This window comes from Paenibacillus sp. 32O-W, assembly GCF_007679495.1.
In the GTDB taxonomy this organism is placed as follows: domain Bacteria; phylum Bacillota; class Bacilli; order Paenibacillales; family NBRC-103111; genus Paenibacillus_L; species Paenibacillus_L residui.
The window spans coordinates 1-20,556 of sequence record NZ_VEGP01000068.1 but is presented as its reverse complement, the minus strand read 5'-3'; the positions used below and the strand labels follow the sequence as shown (position 1 = coordinate 20,556).

The following is a 20,556-nucleotide window of genomic DNA, read 5'->3' as shown; positions in this document are numbered from 1 at the left end:
TCAATGACTCCTACTCTGTTAGACGATTCTTCCCGACAATTAGTTTCCATTATTTGAAGAAAGCTGATTTGGGCGCAGCTATGGGCAACGCGCAGGAGGAAGTGAAAAGAGTCGCGGATACTGTTGCCCCGGCGAATACCGAGGATGGCGTAGCCGTCCTAATCCAGAGGTATATATTCGGCCTGGAGTGATCTGTGAATGGCGAACGACTGCCGCTTAACAAAAAGGAAAAAAGCCTTCGACCCTTCTAGCTAGGGTATCGGAGGCTTTTTCTTAGATTCGGGTAGGAATAAGAATGCCGTACATATTCGGGCTCAGGCGCGCCAAATACAGGCAGAGACCTACAAGGCAAGCACTGATCACAATCCAGGCGATTTCTTGTCCTTTCCAGCGGGGCATCCGATAATACCGATGTTTGCGGTTTCGGATTTGAAAGCCCTTGGAATCCAGAGCGTTGGCGATAAGCTGAACTCTCTTTAACGAGGTAAAGATCAAGGGAATGATCAAGGCCGCATATGCCTTCAGCTTGGTGAACAGGCTGCCACGATCCCATCGGACCCCCCGGACCATCTGCGCTTCCCGGATCGTCGCCAGATCATTCTTGACGAGGGGGATGAAGCGAAAGATGAGCGAGATCAGGAAGCCGATGGAGAATGGAAGGCCGATTCCTTTCAAGGCCATGGCCATTTCCCGCGGAGAGGTTGTAAATAAATAGAATACCGACAGCATCACAAGGGTAGCGATACGCAATCCCATGCCTATCGACCATAATATTCCCGTTTCCGTTATCTGAATCGCGTATCCGATCCAAGGGATCGTGCCTTCCCAATATGCGTTTCCCGCCCGGACAAACAGCAGCCAGGAAACTGCAGTGAAGACGGAGGAAATGCCCCCCAGAATAAGAAAGGTCCGGAAGAGCGAACGCGTCCAGCCGATTCGGGACACGAGCAGCAGGTGAAGCAGAGCTACACCGGCCAAATATCGGGGATCTTGAAAGATCAAGGCCAGGCTGCCGGCCAGAAGAAATAGAAGCAGCTTGGCGCTGGGATGCATTCCCGCCATTGTTCGGGAACTTGGCGCAATTGACGGTACTGCAGAATGTACAGAGTTACTCATGTTCATCTTCCTTTGCCGCACGCTGTTGTAAACCCTCCAGGGTGAGCGGGAGAGGACTGGACCATCCGCAGCCCAGCGCAAACCGGGTTACCGATGGAGGCTCTACCTGCGCTTCAGCCAGAACATCCGGCTTGGCGAATACCTCTTCCGTACTGCCATCCTCTATAATCACTCCCTGCCGGAGGACGATGACGCGATGGGCATAGCGGGCAACAAGACGCATATCGTGGGTTACCATCAGGATAGTGTGTCCCTCTTGGTTTAACTGTTCGATGAGCGACATCATGTCCGTGACGCCGCGGTGATCGAGACCGGTGGTAGGCTCATCGAGCACAATCAACTGCGGCTTCATGGCAAGCACGGAGGCGACGGCAATCTTCTGCCGTTCCCCTTTGCCGGCAAAATAAGGCTCTTCCGCGCGTGCTTCATTCAATCCGACGGCAGTCAGAGCTTCGGTTACCCGGTTCTCCACTTCCTCTTCCGACAGCCCGAGATTTCGGGGCCCGAAGGCGACCTCATCCCAAATGGTGGATTGAAAAATTTGGTGATCCGGGTTCTGGTAGCAGTAAGACACCGTGGAAGATAAATCGGAAATAGCCATTGAAGCCGTGTCCCGTCCATCTACATACACTTTGCCGGAGGTCGGCTTGTACAAGCCGTTGCAATGCTTGGCCAGCGTTGTCTTACCTGAGCCGTTGCCGCCGATCACCGCAACCGATTCCCCACGCCTTACCGAGAAATGGATATCTTTCAGCACGGGCCGGCCCGGGTGATATTGATAATGAACATGCTCGAAGCGAAGGATGGCTGTCATACGCCCGATCCCTCCTTTGCCCGGAGCGACCGGTACCAGCGGACCGCTTCTTCTACGGATAAGGGGGGCGTAACCGGTACGCTCTCTTGTCTCCGAAGCCCGTGATGGAAGCTGATTAGATCCGGGACGTAGATGCCGGAAGCCTCAAGCAGCTCGGGCATAGCGAAGAACTCTCCGGTCGGGGCATCCACGGTAATAGCCCCGTTGCCCAGCAGAATCATTCGGTCGCAGAATTGAGCCAGCTCCTCCGTTGCATGAGACGATACGATAATCGTCATTTCCCGCTCCAGCTTCAACTGCTGCAGCAGTGCAAAAACCTCTCTGGCGCCTAACGGATCAAGCTCGGAGGTCGGCTCGTCCAGGATGAGAATGGGTGGTGAAACCGCCAATGCGGAGGCGATGGCCACCCTCTGCTTCTCCCCTCCCGACAAATCGAAAGGAGAGCGCCGTTCAAATCCGGACAAACGGACCCGCTCCAGCACTCTTGGAATGATCCGATCGATATCTTCATCGCGGTATCCCCGATTTTCCAACGGAAAAGCGATCTCTTCCTCCACCGTCAAACCGATGAATTGAGTCTCGGGGTCCTGGAAGACGATTCCGATCTCCCCTTCCGCCAGGCGGGTTCCCGAGAATTCCCCTTCGTAATTGGAGGGAATCAGACCGCTTAGGGCGAGAAGAAGCGTCGTTTTACCGGCTCCGGACGGTCCGGTCACCCCTACGACCTCTCCCCGGCGGACTCGCAGATGGATCCCGTTCAAAGCCGGATGGCTGCGGTCCTCATAACGCCAGGAAACATCTTCGAGTTCAAGAATCGGTTTCTCCTCACGCATTGTTGACTCCTTGATTATTTACTGTCGATCCGGAGGTCCGAATGGGCAGACCGCGGTATAGGCCGGCTCTCTTGACGAAAGGATGGAGCAGTCTCAGCAGCACCGGACCAAGCACTCCGGTGGCGATAGCCTGGTTAGCAAACACAATCGGCGTGAAGGCAGTGGCAATCTCAACGGGAGTAAAGCCGAGAAGCACATTCACCCAGATCGATCCGGCTATGATACCTGAAGCGAGTATGACCACGAAGAAATAATATTCAACGACGCTTCGTATGGTTTTCAGAAGGGGATGGCTGACGAACAACAACCCGAGAAAACCGCCCAGAAAGTTAATGATAAAACCGACGATCAGCTTATGCGGCAGCGGATCGCCTATGATCAGATCGTTAATGAGATTGCCGAAGGCGAGACCCAGGCAGCCGGGCAATCCAAACAGCATTCCGAATACCGGTTGTAGGGCGTTGGCCGGACGAACCGGAACGGAAGGAATCAATTTAATGTTCGCCAGCGTCATGAGAGCAACCGCGTATAATGCAGCGAGTACGACGACCAGCACATAGTCTACGGTTGTCCATTTCCGCCGGAATATGGCAGCGAACATGGCAGGACCTCCTGATTAAGCAATAGTTTTGATGTCTCTATCAATCTTAAACCTATCCAGTCTGGCTGGCAATATGATCTTTTTCCAAGCAAGCACCTTGCGAGCGGCTGAGTAAGCGGCCTGCCGGGGTTCCGCATCGTTAATGAGGGCCTATTCGGTTTTATAGCTCTTCTTACTCGGGCCATCTCTATGCTGTAAGGACATGGACCTGGAATAGTAGGCTGGTGCTAATGATTTGGTTCAAATGTCTATTTCTTATCTAACTAAACGATCACACAGCCATTCACCGTGACGGGCACATACAGTATTTTGAGGTGAATTCGATTGAGAACAAAAAACTACAATAGCGCCACCATAGTTGGTAAGCTGAAAGTCTATTATTATTTGGCAGCGAATCACCAGGTCAGCAAACATCTCCCTTACACCACTTCTTTCTCGAAAAAAAATCTTAAACGAATGACCGAATCGTTCCGGTGCTTGTACATTAAACCTAACGTAGGTTCCCTAGGTATCGGTATCTATAAGCTGGAAACGGATGACGAAGGATATCTGCTTCGTTCCAGGAAGAGAACCAGAAGGTTTACAGACATTCATTCGTTATACCGCCATCTGCTTAATGTAAAAAAGAAAAAACTGCTTATTCAACAGGCTGTCGGTTTGGATCGGGTGCAGGGGAACCCTTATGATTTACGCGCCATGGTTCAACGTAAGCCCAAAGGCAAGTGGACGTGTACCGGCGTTATCGCCAAAGTGGGCAAGCCGAATAAAATCGTCACCAATTATCATCAAGGCGGCAGGCTGGTCAATATGAGCAAGCTGTTCAGACAGCTTCAGCTTTCCCCGGAGGAAGGGGAGGAAAGATTGGCACTAATAAGAAAGACCGCGCTTCAAATTGCCCGCGTACTGAGCAAGAAGAAGTCCGGCATGCGGGAGATGGGGATTGATTTCGCCGTTGAAGAGGAGAGCAAGCAGCTGTTCGTACTGGAGGTCAATTCCAGACAGCCCCAATTTGCCCCTATTAGAAAGGTGGACCGGGCTATGTACAATAGGGTCATGTCATATGCCCGGGCATACGGAAGAAAGCATGGGTAATTTCGCTTGATGGAAGTTAGCGGGCAAGGAAGAAGCCGCCGCTTGACTTCTTAAACCTTAAATGATCTGCGTTATCGCCATGGTCACACAATCTCGTTATCGTTTCGCGGCAAGGCGTTCAAAGAGCTCCAGCAGATCGCGGCACACCAGGTCTGGTCGGATGGCTGAGCCGGCGATCAGCTTGTCCGCTTGATCGGGTGTCACGAGACCGGTCAAAACCAGCGCAGTCCGGCATCCGGCCGAGATTCCTCCTTGAATGTCGGTCCGAAGGTTATCTCCCACAACCCAGGCTTCGCCGGCGGGAATGCCGAGTGCTTCGACGGCCATCTCGAGCAGAATGGACGATGGCTTGCCGATAACGACCGGCTCGGCTTCGCTCGCCATCCGGATGGCTGCCGCCAGGGAACCTGCTCCCGGCCGGAAGCCGCCTTCACCGGGCAGCAGATGGTCCGGGTTCGTCAGGACATAAGCGGCGCCGTTCCGAATGTGGCGGACGGCCGCCTCAAGCTTGGAGTAACTGAACTGCCGATCGATTCCCTGAAGGACGAATTCAGGTTCTTCCCCGGTGACCACGAGGCCTGCTTCGTGAGCGGCATGCAGCAGACCTTCTTCGCCGATGACGAAGGTGCGTGCCCCCGGCTGCCGTCCCGAGATATAGCGGGCCGCGGCCTGAGCGGAAGTAAGGACTTCGTCCGGCCGAGCTTCCACACCGGCTACGGAACGCAGGTGTTCCGCGACCTGCTCCGGCCGCCGGCTGGAATTGTTGGTGGCGTAAACGAAGGGAAAGCCGGCTTCCCGAAGCCGTTCGATAAACTCGGCCGCTCCCGGTATGGGACGGGTTCCCACGTACATAGTGCCGTCCAAATCGATGATAAATCCCGGTTTGTTATGCATATTAAGCCCTCCTCAGAGCATTATGGCAGATGGATGAGAAAATATCTTTAGCTACTTAGCCTAAGGTAGCATGATTCCGCGATAGAGATCAATGGATACGCAGAGTCAAAGTAGGTCTTGCCATAGATTGGAATATCGCTTATAGTAGAGACAAATCCAATAAACCGTGCGGAAGAACCGCCCTTATTCTCGAATGCGAGTATAGGGGCGGTTTGTTTATTTTGGCCGCACTGAACTCTCCGTTAAGCTTTTCCTCAAATGAGGATTTACTAGTTAAATTTGTCAAATTAGGAGGAATGAACTATTTGTTTGTAGAAATTGTTATAGGTATAAAAGCCTAATCGGCCGCAGGCTGCCCTTTCTTTGGATCCTATTGGAAGCCTGTTTTAGGCCATAATATAGCATTCACAATAATCATTGGAGGTTTGAAACATGAAAACAATTCCATTCAAAAACAAATTCATTACCGTTGGCGTAGCCGCAGCATTAATGATGACGGGATGCACCGATCATTCGTCCTTGCTTGCCGCAGGCAAAGAGGAGCCGCAGGAAGAGAGAACAGGCGCTGTAAAGGAGGCTAAGGCCCCGGTTCAAGTTTACTTGTCGGATATTAAAGGCCACTGGGGTGAGCAATCGATTCAGCAAGCGATAGAGGCCGGTTATGTGGACGGATATGAGGATGGTACGTTTAGGCCGGATAGCGACATTACACGGGCTGAGTATGTAACTATGGTTACGAAAGCTATGGGTTTAAATCCATTGAAAAAGAATAGCGACGACCAATGGTACGATCCCTATATTTCGGCTGTCGTCAATGCCGGATATCACCGGTACTCGGACTTTAATAACGGAACATGGGATACCCCGATTAGCCGGCTGGAAATGGCCAGAATTGCCGTTCGGGCGGCCAATGAAGAACTGCAATCGGCAGATAATCAAACCAGCGACGAAGAATTGATGTTCCTGGCGACCAAAACTGGAATGATCACCGGAATGGCCGATGGGCAACTGGGTAAAGAGGAAACGGCCACTCGGGCGCAATCTGTGACCATTATTCAACGCATCCTGGATTTGAAGGAAGGCAAGGAGCTGGAAGTCGATAAACGGGCAGCCAGCTACGCTGAGGTTGAGTGGCGTAACACGAATATGGAGTCGATTTTGGGGGTTCTACCAGAGGAATTTCCGATGGATTTGTCTTATGGGGCAGAGGTAGATGTCACATTAAAGCAAGTATTGGTGGTGGATATGGAAGATCCGGATGCGGCATTTAGATCTTGGTTTCCTAAGGTGATCAAGAAGTATGATGCAAGCGAATCGATTAATGATTATCTAATAGCTATGGAACTTAATTTCTCAAATAATACATTACGTGAAGGATATTGGGACTCTTCACAATATTTTGGGGCAGGCTATCATTTTAATGAAGCAATTATTGATCCTGATGTCCAGGAACAAACCCATGTGAAATATATTGAAATGTATTCAATGAAAAAACACTTCAATGGATCTGGTTGGTTGTTAATGACTATGCCTAAAACAGAGGTTGAAGAGAGATTGTCCAACGGGAAGTTCTGGATATATATCTCAAACAAATATCAGTCTTTGGATCAGGATACTTATTTATCTAAATCATGACGAGGGTGAAACTGATAAGAAATAAGGGGATAATAAGGTGGCAATAAAGAAAAGAACAAAACAAATAATAGCGATTGTTCTAATCTCATTCCTTTTATGTGGGATGTTTATCCTGTTTCCTAGTGGAAAGCTTCAAGCTGAGTCTTTGGATATCCAATTTGGTGGATATGAGGTAACGATAGATAATGTAAAATATTCCTATCTTCCTTCAAGTAGTCTTTCTGGAAAAACTGTTAATTTTAATTTTGGTGATAGAGAAATTGATTATTGGGAAATAGAAGTGAATGGAACCAAAACTAAAAACGGAGGGACATTATCTGGGAATATACTTACACTTCCCGACATTAAAGGTATTGAAAAACATGTTGTAAATACGTCAGAAACCAATCCAGGACACTATATTTGGCGAAATGCTGCAGGTACGCACTGGCAGACACAAGGAGAACGAACAGCGAAATATTCTTTCCCGGGGGCCTGTGTAGAAAATGGTGTGTCCAAATGTCCGGGCCCCTTTCCCAGCCATCTTCCCTATGATTTGCAGTTTCAGAGCAAGGCGGTAACAACTGCTTATGAAGTAGATCCTCCAAGTAATTACTTCTTAAACGAGCAGGAATTGAAAGATCCTAATGCTATAAAAATTCCCGTATCTGCAGTGGTACCGGAAAGCATACGGATTATTAAAGAAAAATCAACGAATATAACTCGAAATGTAGACATTCTGGATACTGGTGGTGTAGCTGAAGGAGCTCTACCGGGAAAAGGAATGATGCGAGTTGCAAAGATGCTTGATGAAGAAAATAGTAGGAAGGGAACCGATTGGAAAGACATTCCTTCGGATACTCCAATTACCGGGCATACTGAAGGCCGAAATTATGAAATGAAGATCAATGCCTTCTGGCAAGGGATCTCCTACGAATATAGCGGTAAAGTGACGGTGTATTTGAAGCCAACAGAGAAACCAGATTTAGGCAGCCTAGACTTCAAAACTTTGGTGGATTGTATTGCTTTAAATGTGGAGACACCGTTTGAGTTTTCCTTTAGTAACGGTGGACGAGCCATCGATACACCATTTACGGTCGAAGTGTGGGTTGCCGGCCAGCTTCATAAGACATTCAATTATTCGAAGATGGGGTCCAATCAGACGATCAAGGAGCAGTTCACGTATAAGTTTACGAATGAACGGTCCACCGAATTTGTTATTAGACTTGATCCCGATGACCGCATCGTTGAAGAAACGAAGTCTAATAATGAGATCAAGAAACTATATGCGGCCAGCCGATATTGTGGCGACACACCGGTTGAAGAAAAGGAAATTACAGGGGATTTTGAGATTGTTCCCGGCAAAATTCAGTTCCGGGATTCCTTTACGCTTAAGCCGATAAATATTGTGGTGAAGGGACCTGGCTGCGAATATGTCAGTCATAAATTCCGGTATTATCAAAATGGGTGGAGCGTAGAGGATACGCCACTCGTTAAAGGAAAAACCCAAGATTATGTCCAGAAATACCCTTATCGTCTGCAAGTGGGAACGGTTCAAGTGTACATGCAGATACAAACGACCTGCGGAAATTCCGATTGGATCGGGCCGAAGCCGTTGGAGATTGAAACGAATCCGGATAACCGGCCGCCTGTGTTCAGTATCGGTTGGTTTCAGCAAGGGGATTATTATGGTTTTATTCCTTCGGCCACCATTGTCGTCAAGGATTCCTATGTGAACCTACGGGTTATCCAAAATCCGACAACCAATCCACCTGAGCCTTATGATCCGGACGGGGACCCAATCGAATACTATTTCCACTTCGAAGATAGTAAGAGTTCATGGATTCGCGGATTGCCGGATTATTACCAGCTCTGGCCCGGAAATACGGAGTTCAACAATCTAAAAGCTACAGAGCTGGGAACACATGAAATCATGGCGACCGCAACGGATCCCCAAGGAGCTTCTTCAACCAGCAAGGCGATGATTACGGTGGTCGAGCCTAACCCGATCCCCATCATAACTGCACCTGATTCCGTAGTTGAGGGACGTCCCGTGAAGCCACCGATCCATGGGGAAAACAGTTTTACGTATGTTCCCGGGCGAACCATATCCAAGCACATTTGGGAAAATAGACGGGATGTGTACCCGAAGCCGGGGATTGAAACGATCACCTTGGAAGTGGAAGACAATACCGGATTGCGTTCTTTACCCGAAAATAAAGCCATTCATAAGCTTGTGGTGAAGGAAGATTTGCCGCCGGTTCCCAAGCTGGCCTATAACTCTATCGGACTCCGGAATACACCGCTGCCGATTAAGAACGAAACATATAGTCCGGATGGTGACGCTATCGTTGTCAATGATCTGTATGTGGCCTATGATTCCAACAATGACGGCAAGTGCAACGAAGCGGACTTCCGGAAAATAGGCTCTGGCGGTGGAGTGGTGAACTACACCGCAGATAAAGTAGGGAAATATTGCCTGAAGGTGTATGCCGAGGAGGATTGGGGTAAACATGCGACCGGATACTTTTCCTTTGAAATCGTGAATCAGGCACCCGAGGTCAGTTTTACGCCGATTGGCATTTCGACCGAGCCGGAACCGATTGAATCCACTGTTTATCCGGCAAGCGATTTTATGACGAATAAATGGGTGAATACTTCTTTAGACGAGCCGAGCATTTTAAAATATTGGTCCGCAACTCCGGATGGACTGCTTGTAACAACGCCGATTATAGCCCAAAAACCGAATCAACTTCAGAAAGACCTTAACGGTTATATATCTTTACCTGTTTCTTCAGATCAGATCAAGACGCCTAAGAAACTCCCTAAACCCTACTACAGTAGGGACTTAAGAAGTCTTGCGTATAGTTTAGGTGGAGATAGATATATTATGCACGTTTGGGAGGGTTATAATAGCGTTTACTATTTAGTAGATCCAAGTGGCAACCAAACCAAATTATTCGAGGGTGGCTATTCTGATAACCATATGATTATCAGAGAAGATTTGGACCAAATAATGTTCTATTTTCGGAACTACTTAGGTTGGGTTATGGATAGGTATTATTCCGATCTTCGGGATTATGCGCTGTATCGAATTTCAGACTTGGCAAGAGGTAAGGTAGAGCCCTTAGAGACATCGCACGTTTCTATACAAGAAACCAAATACGGGGAAACCGTCACTGTGGACGGGAAGATTCTAAAATTCTCTGACGGAACTGGAACGTATGATGCCGACAGCTTCTTGAAGTTTAATAGTGATGTCAAAAAAATTGACTTGTCTAACCGCAGAATATATTCCTATTCTTATGATAACTTAGTGACCCCTTATAAGGTTGAAAGTTATTCGAATGTACCTGCTGCTGACATGCAATATAGTAATCCTAAACATCCCGATTATCTTCCTGCTTATTTGAATACTGATATTCAGGATTCCAGGGGAAATAAGTACAGCATTGTTAATGCACATTTAAAAGATACGAATAGAGGGTGGGTAGGATACTTAGTCCGCTGGGATGGATACTCTGGCAAGCCTCAGGTTCTTACTGAACTTGAAGATGTTTCTTATCTCGGAGCAAGTATCTGGAGTAAGGTCCAAGAAGATAGGTATCTTATAATCCACTGGAAAGACAAGTACCACCAATACGACCTTGTTACCGGAAGCCTCAGACAAGTAGATTATCGTCCTCCCACTCTCCCCTATTGGGGAGGAGTCAATGGTATTGGGATTAGAACCGACGTGATTAGGGATCCTTATGATGATGAGCGGATGGGAGAGAAATATAGAGTCGTTGACCGAAAGTCGGGAAGGGTATTATGGGATCTTCCTTTTAGTTCCGGAAGGTACGGTATTCAGGGATATGAGTTTGTGGTAGGCAGCTATTATTTCCCGGAAGAAGCTACACTATACCCATTTGAGTATAATGGAGAGCAACCACCTGACCATAACGAATGGCAGACCAATGGGCAGTTGATAAATGCCCAAATGCCTCCTTTGGCCAACGGAACGATTGCTTGGAGTCAGAAGGTTGCATATCAAGAATTCGATCATTTACCAACGGGAATGAGTTTCCGGATTCAAAACCACAAGAATATGTATCGGGTAGAATCCACTAATTCTAAGCTAAAACTAATCAAAATCGTCAATGGAAGGAAACAGACCCTTAAAGAAGTCACTCATTTCATTCCCGATAATACTTGGACCGGCTACAAAGTCGATATGCGCGGCAGCAGTCTGAAGGTGTATGAAAACGGGGTGCCAATCATTGAAGTCACGGATGGCACATTCACCCGAGGTACATTCGGCCCGTATTCCGTTCATGATACGGTTGCCTTTAAGGGGATTTCCTCCCGGATGATGCCTGCCGGAACGGATAGCGAAGTCAATGGTTATGCCATTGTCGATACGCAGGTGACTTATGATTCGACATACATTGATTTTGAAAATGACCCGAAAATTCCGGACAAAACGGAATGGAAGACAGAACATATTAATACAACAATGTTCTTGAATATCGGGGATGGCAAGAGTGGGTTGTCTGCGTTTCATAATTCCGTCCGGAAGACGCCGGTTCCGGTTTTCGATAAGGTAGGACTGTACCGGATTTCGTATCGGGAAATGGACGATCCTCATCCCAATTATCGTTATCCGAGCAATGTGTTCGGCCAATACCGGAAGTACTCGGATTTTGATATCAAAACGCTCATTGTCCATCGGAGGCCGATAGCGAATTTCACGGCCAGCATCAACAATAACAACCTGGTGGTTTGGAGTGAGCGCAGCTACGATCCGGACCGCTGCTACAGCTTCGGAAACTGTCAGGCGGCTTATGCAGGCAATCACGGGATTTACCAGAAGAAATATTATTACGTCACACCTAGCGGCCAGACTGTCCAAGGAAAGCTGCAAAGGCCAACGGAAGAAGGAGTCTATACCCTTGGATTAGCTGTAGCTGATGAATACCGGGCATGGAGCGACTGGTACGAGCAGGATATCGTTGTGAAGCAGCCTGTCGCGGCCAATCGACCTCCGAGCGTGACCTTAACCTATCCGAACGGAAGCAAGGCAAACCCGACATATGTGCCTACCGTGACACCAACGATTAAATGGAATCAAAGCGATCCCGATCCCGGTACGGTCTTTGAACTGTTTGACGTTCAGATTAAAGATGAATGGGGTCGAATTTTCCTCAAGAGGACAGGATTAGTCCAGAACACGACAGCTGCTTCGAATCAGTGGACGCTAGATGTTGCTCTGGAGCAGGGGCAGAAGTATGAGGTGCAGGTACGAGTCACGGATGGCCAAGACTATTCTCCGTGGTCCAACATCGGCTGGATGATCACGAATCGTCCTCCGGCTGCTCAGATGACCGTTCCTAACGGCACGAAGGACAAGCCTGCGATGATGGATACGCTGCGGCCGATCCTGCAATGGAAGCAAACCGATCCGGATCCGGGCACCGTATTTAAATGGTACCAGCTACAGATTATGGACGAAGCCGGAAAAGTAATTCTGGATACAGGAGAGAAGAGCCAAAATACGTCCAACACATCGGCCTCCTGGAAATTAGACAGAGATTTGCCGCCAAGGCAAAAGCTTCAGGTACGTGTTCGTGTGCATGATGGACATATCTGGTCACCATGGTCTTCTGCGACCTGGATGATGATTAACCGCCCGCCGGTTGCTGATTTCGATTGGTCGCCTAAACCGTTGTGGGAAGGAGACCCGGCAGAAGTTTTTGCCCTCGCAACCGATCCCGATGGAGATACATTAACCTACCTGTGGGAAGTGGAAGGGCCTGACGGCAAGCGTAGCATATTCGATACCCCGCGCTTTAGCCAGCGATGGCTGCAGCCCGGGCGGGTGATTGTGAAGCTGACCGTATCCGACGGTCTGGCCTCCGACTCCATTACCAAGACGATCGTGGTACAAGAGTTGACGATCCGCTCCGAGGTTCATCATACTCCTGAATGGCTGGCCAGACATGAGGAGAAGGAGCATAATACGACGGTTCCGCCTAAAGATTTTTATTCGGGGGAAGTGTTCGTCGTGCAGACGGAAAGCTCGCCGGCTCCGGTTCGTGAAGCGTCCGCTTCCTTGCAGGCCAACGGCAAAGACGGCAGTCCCATCTCTATTACTGCCCGTCTGGAGCCTGATGAAAGCGGCGTTCTCTTCCATGGAGAGCTGTATGATGAGCGGCTCGGCTCGTTGGAGGGAGGACTTCCCAAGGGGCTTCACCGCATCCGGTTCAAGATCATATATGAGAATGGGGTGGTGAAGGAGGAGGAGGTCCCCATCCGAATTATCGGATCGATTTATGACTATATCGGGGTGCACCGGATTCAGTGAGCAGGAAAGATTTACAACAGAGCTTGGGGATAAAGATGTGCAGCCCCCAATGCGGGGGATTGTAATGCATGACGGCGGTCAGTAGATCGCTCGTGCGGCCTTCCGGCCCATAACCAGAGCAGCGCGGGCCGAAAAGGCGCGCGCTGCTCTACTGGAAGGGAGGAGGGCAAGCCTGCAAGTACTTAAGTGACAAAATTGTAAGGTTTACTCATGGGATTGCAAGACTTATCAATAGCTCCCCGTAAAGTCGATGGTATATAATGCAAATGGGGAAAAATCCATACGCTGCCGCCATAGATCATTGACATAGTTTTGCCATATGAACTATCCCGGAATTTTATAGATTTCTATTTTCACAGAATTTATAACTCAGATTTTGCCAGAGCGAAAATCGATTTAAAGAATATTGGTTGGCAAGGAATAGGTTAGGCACAGCGGATGGTTTCGCCCGAACAAGCCAATGACATCAAAAGGGAGAGACAGTACATGGCACGAAAAAGATTACAGCTTGTCGCTAAAACAGTGCTTGGAATAACGATAGCCGCTTCCGGAGTATTGACAGCCGCTCCGAATGTTCTGGCTAATGAGGAGACCCCTGTCGTCGTTCAATCCATTCAATATCGGGAAGGGGATCATGTTCTCCGGTTATGGAAGGACTATTTGGAAGGTGTCGTGCACCCGTTGGAAACGATCCAGCCTGCTTCTGTGAAGGGCGGGGACGTAGGTGAGGGAGACGAGGATAAGTTTAAAGATTTACAGTTTCTGAAGTCTCTTGTGGGGGATTCGAGAATAGTCATGCTTGGGGAGAGTACTCACGGTGCCTCCGAATACAACCTTTCCAAAGTTAGACTTATTCAATTTTTGCACGAGGAAATGGGATTTGACGTAATTGCCTTCGAATCGGGCCTGGATGCAGCATTCTCATCCTATGTTCAATCGGATTCTCTAAGTCCGCTGGAATTGATGAGAAGCTCCGTATACCCGGTTTGGCACACACAGGAGGCGCTGCCTCTGTTCGAATACATAGCCGACCGCCGGAATTCGGAGAATCCGCTAATTCTAACCGGATTCGACAACCAGACCCTGTACTCTTACCGTGACTTCATTCAGAAGTGGATAGGCCCTGTTGATTCGGAAATGGCCGGGAAATGGAATCAACTGGAGGATAAAATCTGGTCGTGGTATGCCGGAGATAACAATGATTTGGAGCAGTTTTATGAGGAAAAGCCCGCGCTCTTGCAAGGGCTGCAAGAAATTTCCGCGTTCTTGCAGGCCAATGGCGAGAAGCTGAAACAAGCCTACCCGGATGATCCCGAGCTGCTGAATGTAACCAAGCGGGTACTGAACAACCGTATTGAGTTAGTGAATACGGTTCTCGAAGCGAGCATTAAGCAGCGAGTGACGCTTGCAAGCGGGGAGATGCCGGAGTTCCGTCTGGAAGAGGATACGATGTATTTGCGGGATCGGGCGATGGCGGATAACTTGGCCTGGCTCGCCGAGGAGGTATATCCGGATAAGAAAATCATCGTCTGGGGACATAACTTCCATATTCGCAAAAGCAATACGACCGTCGGCAATACCTATAACACGCCTAATATGACCGAGCTGCTTCCGGAAAAGCTGCGCGAGGAAAGCTATGTGATCGGTTTGTATGCACATAGCGGAGTTTCGGGCGACAATATGGGAGAAGATTCTCCCTTCATCCCGGTTCAGCCGGGAAGCGTGGAGTATCTGCTCAATGAAACCGGTCATCCGTATTTGTTCGCAGACCTGAAGAATGAGCAGCGTAGAGTGTGGAACGCATGGATGTTTACTCCCCGGACCGGACTGTATTGGGGCATGTTTGAGGAGCTGTTTATTCCTCGGGAACAGTATGACGGAATCTTGTTCTTCCGGACGGTTCAGACTCCGCAATATATAAAAAAATAAAAAAAGGTTGCGTTTTGGAACAACCGATGTTAGAATCTTACAAAATTGGATGGAAGGATCTCTAGGGAGCCGACGGTTTGCACTCATTACAAACCGGTCGAACCGAGCGAGATCGGCGCATAGGGCAATAGGATGCGCTACACCGTAGGGATAAAAGACCTTCGGCAAGTTCCGCCTTAATCGGCGGCTTGCGGGAGGTCTTTTTCGCTTTATCAGGATAAAATATCCGCCGCCCGTTGGCCGGTAAAGGAGGTAAAAGGATGAAGATTATTCGTGTGGAAGGACTGAGCAAACAATTTATCCGCAAACAGAAGAGGGAGGGGCTCCTGGCCAGCTTTCGCTCGCTTGTAGCGCCGCAGTGGGTAGAGAAGGTGGCGGTGCATCCGATTGATTTTACGGTGGAGGAGGGGGAGATGCTGGCTTTCCTCGGCCCGAACGGCGCCGGTAAATCGACGACGATCAAGATGCTGACCGGAATTCTCCATCCGACCTCCGGGCATGCTGAAGTGATCGGCTACTGTCCGTGGAAAGAGCGGTCGAAGCTGGCGTACCGGATCGGATCGGTCTTCGGGCAGAAATCCCAGCTCTGGTACCACCTTCCTCCGGCGGATTCCTTCGAGTTGATGAGCCGGATTTATGAACTGGGAAGGAACGATTACAAGCAGCGGAGGGACGAACTGATTGAGCGTCTTGGCCTGTCTGCTTATCTTCACGTTCCGGTGCGCAAGCTGTCGCTGGGGGAAAGAATGAGATGCGAGCTGGCGGCCGCCCTGCTGCACCGCCCCAAGCTGGTGTTTCTCGATGAGCCCACCATTGGCCTCGACGTGATTGCCAAGCAGAAAATCCGGGAGGCAATCCGGGAGATGAATCGTCAGGAAGGGACGACGGTATTCATCACCTCTCATGATGCGGGGGACGTGGAGCAGTTGTGCAGCCGGGCCGTAGTCATTAACGACGGGCGGATTATTCTGGACGATCCGGTCTCCGTTATGAAGCGGGAGTATTTGACGATGAAGCGGGTCACTCTCGAGCTGCGAAGTGAGCCCCGGCATTGGGGACCGGAAGGAATGGCCGGAAGCGAGGAGCGGGAGAGGCGGAATGAGGGGCAGGAGCGGCTGGAAAGTAACGGCCGGCGAAGCGGCGATTACCAGCCCTATAAAACAGGCGGCATCGGGATTCGCGGAGTTGAGCTGATCGAACTGGAAAATAACCGCCTCCGGCTGGATATTCATACGGAAATCATTACGGTGGAGGAAGTGCTCGGCTATATTGTCCGGCACTACGAGCTGGAGGATGTAACGATTGAAGACCCGCCGATGGAAGAAGTCATTACGCATATTTATGAGCGGTCCGGGAAGGAGGCGGGGTGAATGCGACGGAAAGGCTGGACGGTATCTGCCGTACTGTCACCATCCTCACTGGCGCTGAAAGCAGCGAAATATGCGGCGGTCGGAAGCATTACGCTGCGCAATCATTTGGCTTATGTGCTGGATTTTGTGATCCGCTCCTTATTTTTGATAGTCATTCTGTTCATCTTCGTGCAGCTGTGGACGGTAACCTATGCCGGTGTCGGAGAAGAGCAGATTGCCGGCTACCGCTATGGAGAAATTATCTGGTACCTGATCTTTGCCGAGGCGATCATTATGGCCTCCCCGAAGCTGAATGTGACGATCGAGGAAGAGGTCAAAACCGGCACGGTAGCCTATAGATTATCCCGGCCGCTGAGCTATGTGGGCTATCATTATGTCAGTTACATGGGAGAAGCGTTGATTCGCTTGGCCGTGAATCTCGTGGTAGGCGGAATGCTTGGCCTGCTCGTAATTGGGCCGCCGCAGCTCGGATGGGGCTGGGCCGGCTTCGGACTGATCGTTATCGGCTCGTTCACGATTAACTATTTCATTCGCATGTCTTTGTCTCTGTGCGCTTTCTGGCTGGAAGAAACTCAAGGGCTCGCATTCGTGTACGATAAAATGCTGTTTACGATCGGCGGCATGATGCTGCCGCTGGAGCTGTTTCCCGATGTCTTGAGGACGGTCTGCGAATGGCTCCCTTTTCAAACGATTGTCTATTTTGCCGCAAAAACAGCGATCCATTACGACCCGGGAACTCTGTTGGGCATGATGGCCGTACAATGGCTGTGGGCGGCCGCCTTAGGATTGTTAACGATAGCGATTTACCGGAGAGGGGTGAAGAAGCTTCATGTCAACGGCGGGTAAGCTGCTGCGGTTTTGTTTGTTTTGCTGGAAGCTGAATTTGGCGGGGGCGCTGGAGTTCAGGCTCAATTTTCTATTGACGGCGGGAATGATGCTCATCAATAACACAGTGTGGATTTTTTTCTGGGGAGTGTATTTTACAAGCTTTCCGATTGTGAACGGATGGGAGCTAACGGATGTCATGATGATGTGGGCGATCGGAACGATAGGCTTCGGGCTGTCGGCCACGTTGTTCGGCAACTCGCTGCAAATCGCCAACATAGTGGCTAACGGCCGGCTGGACGTATACCTGGCCCAGCCCAAGCCCGTCCTGCTTCATGTGCTGGTGAGCCGAATGTCGTTATCGGCTATCGGGGACGTGCTGTTTGGAGTGATTTTATACGGAATATTCGGGGATCATTCCTTGATTGGAGTGCTTCGCTTCGTTCTGGCTTCAGTGCTGGCTACGGTGTTCTTCGTTTTCTTTCACGTGCTTAGCCAGTCACTCGCCTTTTATATCGGCAATGCGGAAGGGATCGGCTATCAGTTGTTTAATATTTTTATCACTTTCAGCACGTATCCTACAGATATTTTTAAAGGCTGGGTCCGCCTCCTCCTGTTCTCGGTGATCCCTGCCGGCTTCATCAGTTATATGCCGATAGGACTGCTGCGGAACGCAGACTTCAGCTTCCTATTGTGGGCAGGGGCGGCCGCCCTTGTCCTGACTGCCGCCGCTCTGTTTGTTTTCTACCGGGGGCTGGCAAGGTACAGCTCCGGCAACCAAATCGGCTTGCGGATGTAATGCCGGCAGCGGGCTATCTGCCGCCGCCTACCTGCCGGGAATTGGCGGCCGGCTTGCTTCCTCATAATGCTGAATAGGGGCCTGGAACAGAGTAGCTTTGGTACTGCCCCCCGATAAGATGGGCTCCGTCCGGGGGGCAAATACCTGGCGGGCATCCGCAAAAAATTAGCTTTAATTTTCATGCGGATTTAGATAAGGTAGAATATAAGGAAATGATTACCATAACTAACATGGAAATGGGGTGGAACGGATGCCGTCTCAAATGGTTCATTTGGCTGTGGCCGTTAAGCTGTACGAGTATGATAAGGAGGAGCCGGGCCCGTCTTTTTTGCTTGGCAGTGTAGCTCCGGATGCGATCCACATGCGCCCCGGAAGCAACCGGGAGGATAAGAAAAGAACTCATTTGGGCATTACCCAATCCGGAGTGGATGCCGACGGAATTATCCCGGGCTTTGTCCGGCCTTACTTCGAGGCGGAAAGTACGGAGGACGTCCGGCAAACGATCTTGGGCTACGCGGCCCATCTGTTAACCGACTATTATTGGCTCCAGACACTGAATCGCGAGTATGTTGACGCGGTAGCTCCGCGCTTGTCCAAAGAGGAGATCCGCACTTTATATTACCGGGAAACGGATAAGAATGAGTTCCGCCTGTATCGGGAGGCTCCTTGGCGGCCGAGGATATGGGACTTGCTTCGCGCAGCAAGGGCTCTGGATGTCGCCCCGTATTTGACGGCTAAAGAAATAAGCCTATGGCGGGAACGGGTGCTCACCTGGCCGGAGGTCAATCAGGAGCAGGATGTCGTTCCTGAATATTTTACTCCTGTTAAAATTGAACGGTTTATTAATGAGGCGGCTGCTTATGTTAAGCATCATTTGGCTGAGTACCGGGAGGCGCTGAGAAAATGAGGGCGGTGCTGTTCGATTTAGACGGGACACTGCTGAACCGGGACGCTTCCTTGATCAAATTTGTAAACGACCAGTACGAACGGTACCGGCATAAGCTGAATCCGGTCTCTAAGGAAAGGTATTTGTCCCGGTTTATTGAATTGGACCAACGGTAGCTAGCACAATCATCCTCCGGATCGCCTTGTCCACATATGTCGACAGCCAAGCAGGCAATGCTGCTGTGCTATCTGCTTGGCGATAATAACGGTCGCTCACCCAGGAATTACTCCGATAGGAGTTTTTCCTAGGTTTCCTACTGTCAATTATTAATAAATATACATAATATCATATAAAAATACAGAAAGGTGATTCTATGTCATTTCGTTATATTACTCCGGAACACGTACGTAGATTGGCATGTGGATTTGACCGGCATGGCGGAAACTACGGCACGAGTGATTCTGGAGCTGATCAAGCGGCTGCCCGGAATCGAAGACCGGGAAGGATAAAGGGCAATTTATAATTTACTCCGTATCCTTTACAATAGAGGTAATGTGCTTTTGGAGGCAGGATAGTAGTTGCATACAAGCGAAAACGGGAGGATGGGGAATGGGGATCGATTGGTTTAATGGAGTTAACGAAACCTGGGGATACGTACTGGTCTTCCTGTTGGCCGCGGCTCCATGGCTGGAGGTGTTTCTGGTGGTCCCGCTTGGAATTCTGGCCGGCTTGTCGCCCGTACCGGTGGCTCTGCTCGGATTCGCAGGCAATTTTATTCCAATAGCTCTCATTGCGATTTGGTTTAAAAAATGGACGGAATGGAGAGCCAAGCGCAAGGGGATGACGGAGGAGGAGCAGATGAATTCGCGCAAGCGGTCGCGGGCCAAGAAGGTCTGGGATCGCTACGGCATGCCCGGACTTGCACTGCTCGCCCCTGCGATAGTAGGAACGGACATTGCGGCCATTCTCGCGCTGTCGTTCGGTTCCCCTCGAAAATCGGTGCTTATATGGATGACGGCCAGCCTGGCGATATGGACAATACTGTTGGCCTATGGTACGGTCTATGGGCTGTCCTTTGTCGAGTATTTCCGCCGCTGATTTCGAATGGCTTAATCTGCCGACCGCAGGGGGCGGAAACAGTGCGATATGCGCGAAGACTTGTGAGGCCATTTACACCAATAGAGCTTGCGAGGCATCTTCGAGTAACTGATCGTTACGCCCGTAAGGTGCTGCATGACTTGGTGGAGAAACAACAATTTGATAGTGGTTGGAGGAAAATTGAGATTTCGGACGTATCAGTTGAATATTGTCAGTAACTTAAGGACTTTGGGGGGGAAGGAAGGGAGGAGGAGAGGAGAGAGAAAGCCTACGGAACTGAGAGGCGTTATTCAACGAAATATCGCCATTCTTTAAAGTTAACGGAACTGTACGCCGTTA

Annotated in this window: 16 protein-coding genes; 11 read left to right on the top strand and 5 right to left on the bottom strand. The window is 49.8% G+C overall.

The annotated features are described in order from the left end of the window. The first annotated feature begins 53 nt into the window (after positions 1 to 53). Complete coding sequence (locus tag FS806_RS20915; protein WP_260982202.1) at positions 54 to 191, top strand: HAD family hydrolase; 138 nt, start codon at positions 54 to 56, stop codon at positions 189 to 191. Between the two features lie 82 nt (positions 192 to 273). Here FS806_RS20915 and FS806_RS20910 read toward each other — a convergent pair whose 3' ends face one another. Genes FS806_RS20910 through FS806_RS20895 form a run of 4 tightly spaced genes read right to left on the bottom strand, consistent with a single transcriptional unit; the run spans position 274 to position 3,364 of the window. After that, complete coding sequence (locus FS806_RS20910; RefSeq protein WP_260982201.1) at positions 274 to 1,116, bottom strand: energy-coupling factor transporter transmembrane component T family protein; 843 nt, start codon at positions 1,114 to 1,116, stop codon at positions 274 to 276. Next, positions 1,109 to 1,930 (bottom strand): energy-coupling factor ABC transporter ATP-binding protein, encoded by an 822-nt coding sequence (locus FS806_RS20905; RefSeq protein WP_144940503.1) that lies wholly within the window; start codon positions 1,928 to 1,930, stop codon positions 1,109 to 1,111. The genes FS806_RS20910 and FS806_RS20905 overlap by 8 nt, the downstream gene beginning before the upstream one ends. Then, the gene (locus tag FS806_RS20900; protein ID WP_144940501.1) at positions 1,927 to 2,763 is read right to left on the bottom strand and encodes an energy-coupling factor ABC transporter ATP-binding protein; all 837 of its coding nucleotides are present in this window, start codon (positions 2,761 to 2,763) and stop codon (positions 1,927 to 1,929) included. Before FS806_RS20900 ends, FS806_RS20905 begins: the two co-directional genes overlap by 4 nt. Next, the gene (locus FS806_RS20895; RefSeq protein WP_144940499.1) at positions 2,756 to 3,364 is read right to left on the bottom strand and encodes a QueT transporter family protein; all 609 of its coding nucleotides are present in this window, start codon (positions 3,362 to 3,364) and stop codon (positions 2,756 to 2,758) included. The genes FS806_RS20900 and FS806_RS20895 overlap by 8 nt, the downstream gene beginning before the upstream one ends. Positions 3,365 to 3,688: 324 nt before the next feature. On the opposite strand from FS806_RS20895, the gene FS806_RS20890 reads away from it, so the two are divergent. Further along, on the top strand, positions 3,689 to 4,456 hold the full coding sequence (locus FS806_RS20890; RefSeq protein ID WP_144940497.1) for a YheC/YheD family protein: 768 nt from the start codon (positions 3,689 to 3,691) through the stop codon (positions 4,454 to 4,456). A 96-nt stretch (positions 4,457 to 4,552) separates the two neighbouring features. Here the strand turns inward: FS806_RS20890 and FS806_RS20885 are convergent, their stop codons facing one another. Then, positions 4,553 to 5,350 (bottom strand): HAD-IIA family hydrolase, encoded by a 798-nt coding sequence (locus FS806_RS20885; RefSeq protein WP_144940495.1) that lies wholly within the window; start codon positions 5,348 to 5,350, stop codon positions 4,553 to 4,555. A gap of 432 nt (positions 5,351 to 5,782) precedes the next feature. Between FS806_RS20885 and FS806_RS20880 the strand changes: the two genes are divergently transcribed. From FS806_RS20880 to FS806_RS20840, 9 genes are all read left to right on the top strand, one after another. Beyond that, positions 5,783 to 6,985, top strand: coding sequence for an S-layer homology domain-containing protein (locus tag FS806_RS20880; protein ID WP_144940493.1), 1,203 nt, complete (start codon positions 5,783 to 5,785; stop codon positions 6,983 to 6,985). A gap of 763 nt (positions 6,986 to 7,748) precedes the next feature. Next, positions 7,749 to 13,310, top strand: coding sequence for a glycoside hydrolase family 78 protein (locus FS806_RS20875; RefSeq protein WP_186328468.1), 5,562 nt, complete (start codon positions 7,749 to 7,751; stop codon positions 13,308 to 13,310). A 486-nt stretch (positions 13,311 to 13,796) separates the two neighbouring features. Then, positions 13,797 to 15,239, top strand: coding sequence for an erythromycin esterase family protein (locus FS806_RS20870; RefSeq protein WP_186328467.1), 1,443 nt, complete (start codon positions 13,797 to 13,799; stop codon positions 15,237 to 15,239). A gap of 260 nt (positions 15,240 to 15,499) precedes the next feature. Further along, complete coding sequence (locus FS806_RS20865) at positions 15,500 to 16,609, top strand: ABC transporter ATP-binding protein (protein ID WP_144940487.1); 1,110 nt, start codon at positions 15,500 to 15,502, stop codon at positions 16,607 to 16,609. Beyond that, entirely contained in the window at positions 16,610 to 17,455 is an 846-nt protein-coding gene (locus tag FS806_RS20860; protein ID WP_144940485.1) for an ABC transporter permease, read from the top strand. Continuing rightward, positions 17,439 to 18,233, top strand: a complete 795-nt coding sequence (locus tag FS806_RS20855; protein WP_144940483.1) for an ABC transporter permease — start codon at positions 17,439 to 17,441, stop codon at positions 18,231 to 18,233. The genes FS806_RS20860 and FS806_RS20855 overlap by 17 nt, the downstream gene beginning before the upstream one ends. Before the next feature lie 250 nt (positions 18,234 to 18,483). Continuing rightward, the gene (locus FS806_RS20850) at positions 18,484 to 19,140 is read left to right on the top strand and encodes a hypothetical protein (RefSeq protein WP_144940482.1); all 657 of its coding nucleotides are present in this window, start codon (positions 18,484 to 18,486) and stop codon (positions 19,138 to 19,140) included. Then, positions 19,137 to 19,295, top strand: a complete 159-nt coding sequence (locus tag FS806_RS20845) for an HAD hydrolase-like protein (RefSeq protein ID WP_144940480.1) — start codon at positions 19,137 to 19,139, stop codon at positions 19,293 to 19,295. Before FS806_RS20850 ends, FS806_RS20845 begins: the two co-directional genes overlap by 4 nt. Positions 19,296 to 19,728: 433 nt before the next feature. Then, positions 19,729 to 20,217 (top strand): small multi-drug export protein, encoded by a 489-nt coding sequence (locus FS806_RS20840; protein WP_144940477.1) that lies wholly within the window; start codon positions 19,729 to 19,731, stop codon positions 20,215 to 20,217. The last annotated feature ends 339 nt before the right edge of the window (positions 20,218 to 20,556 follow it).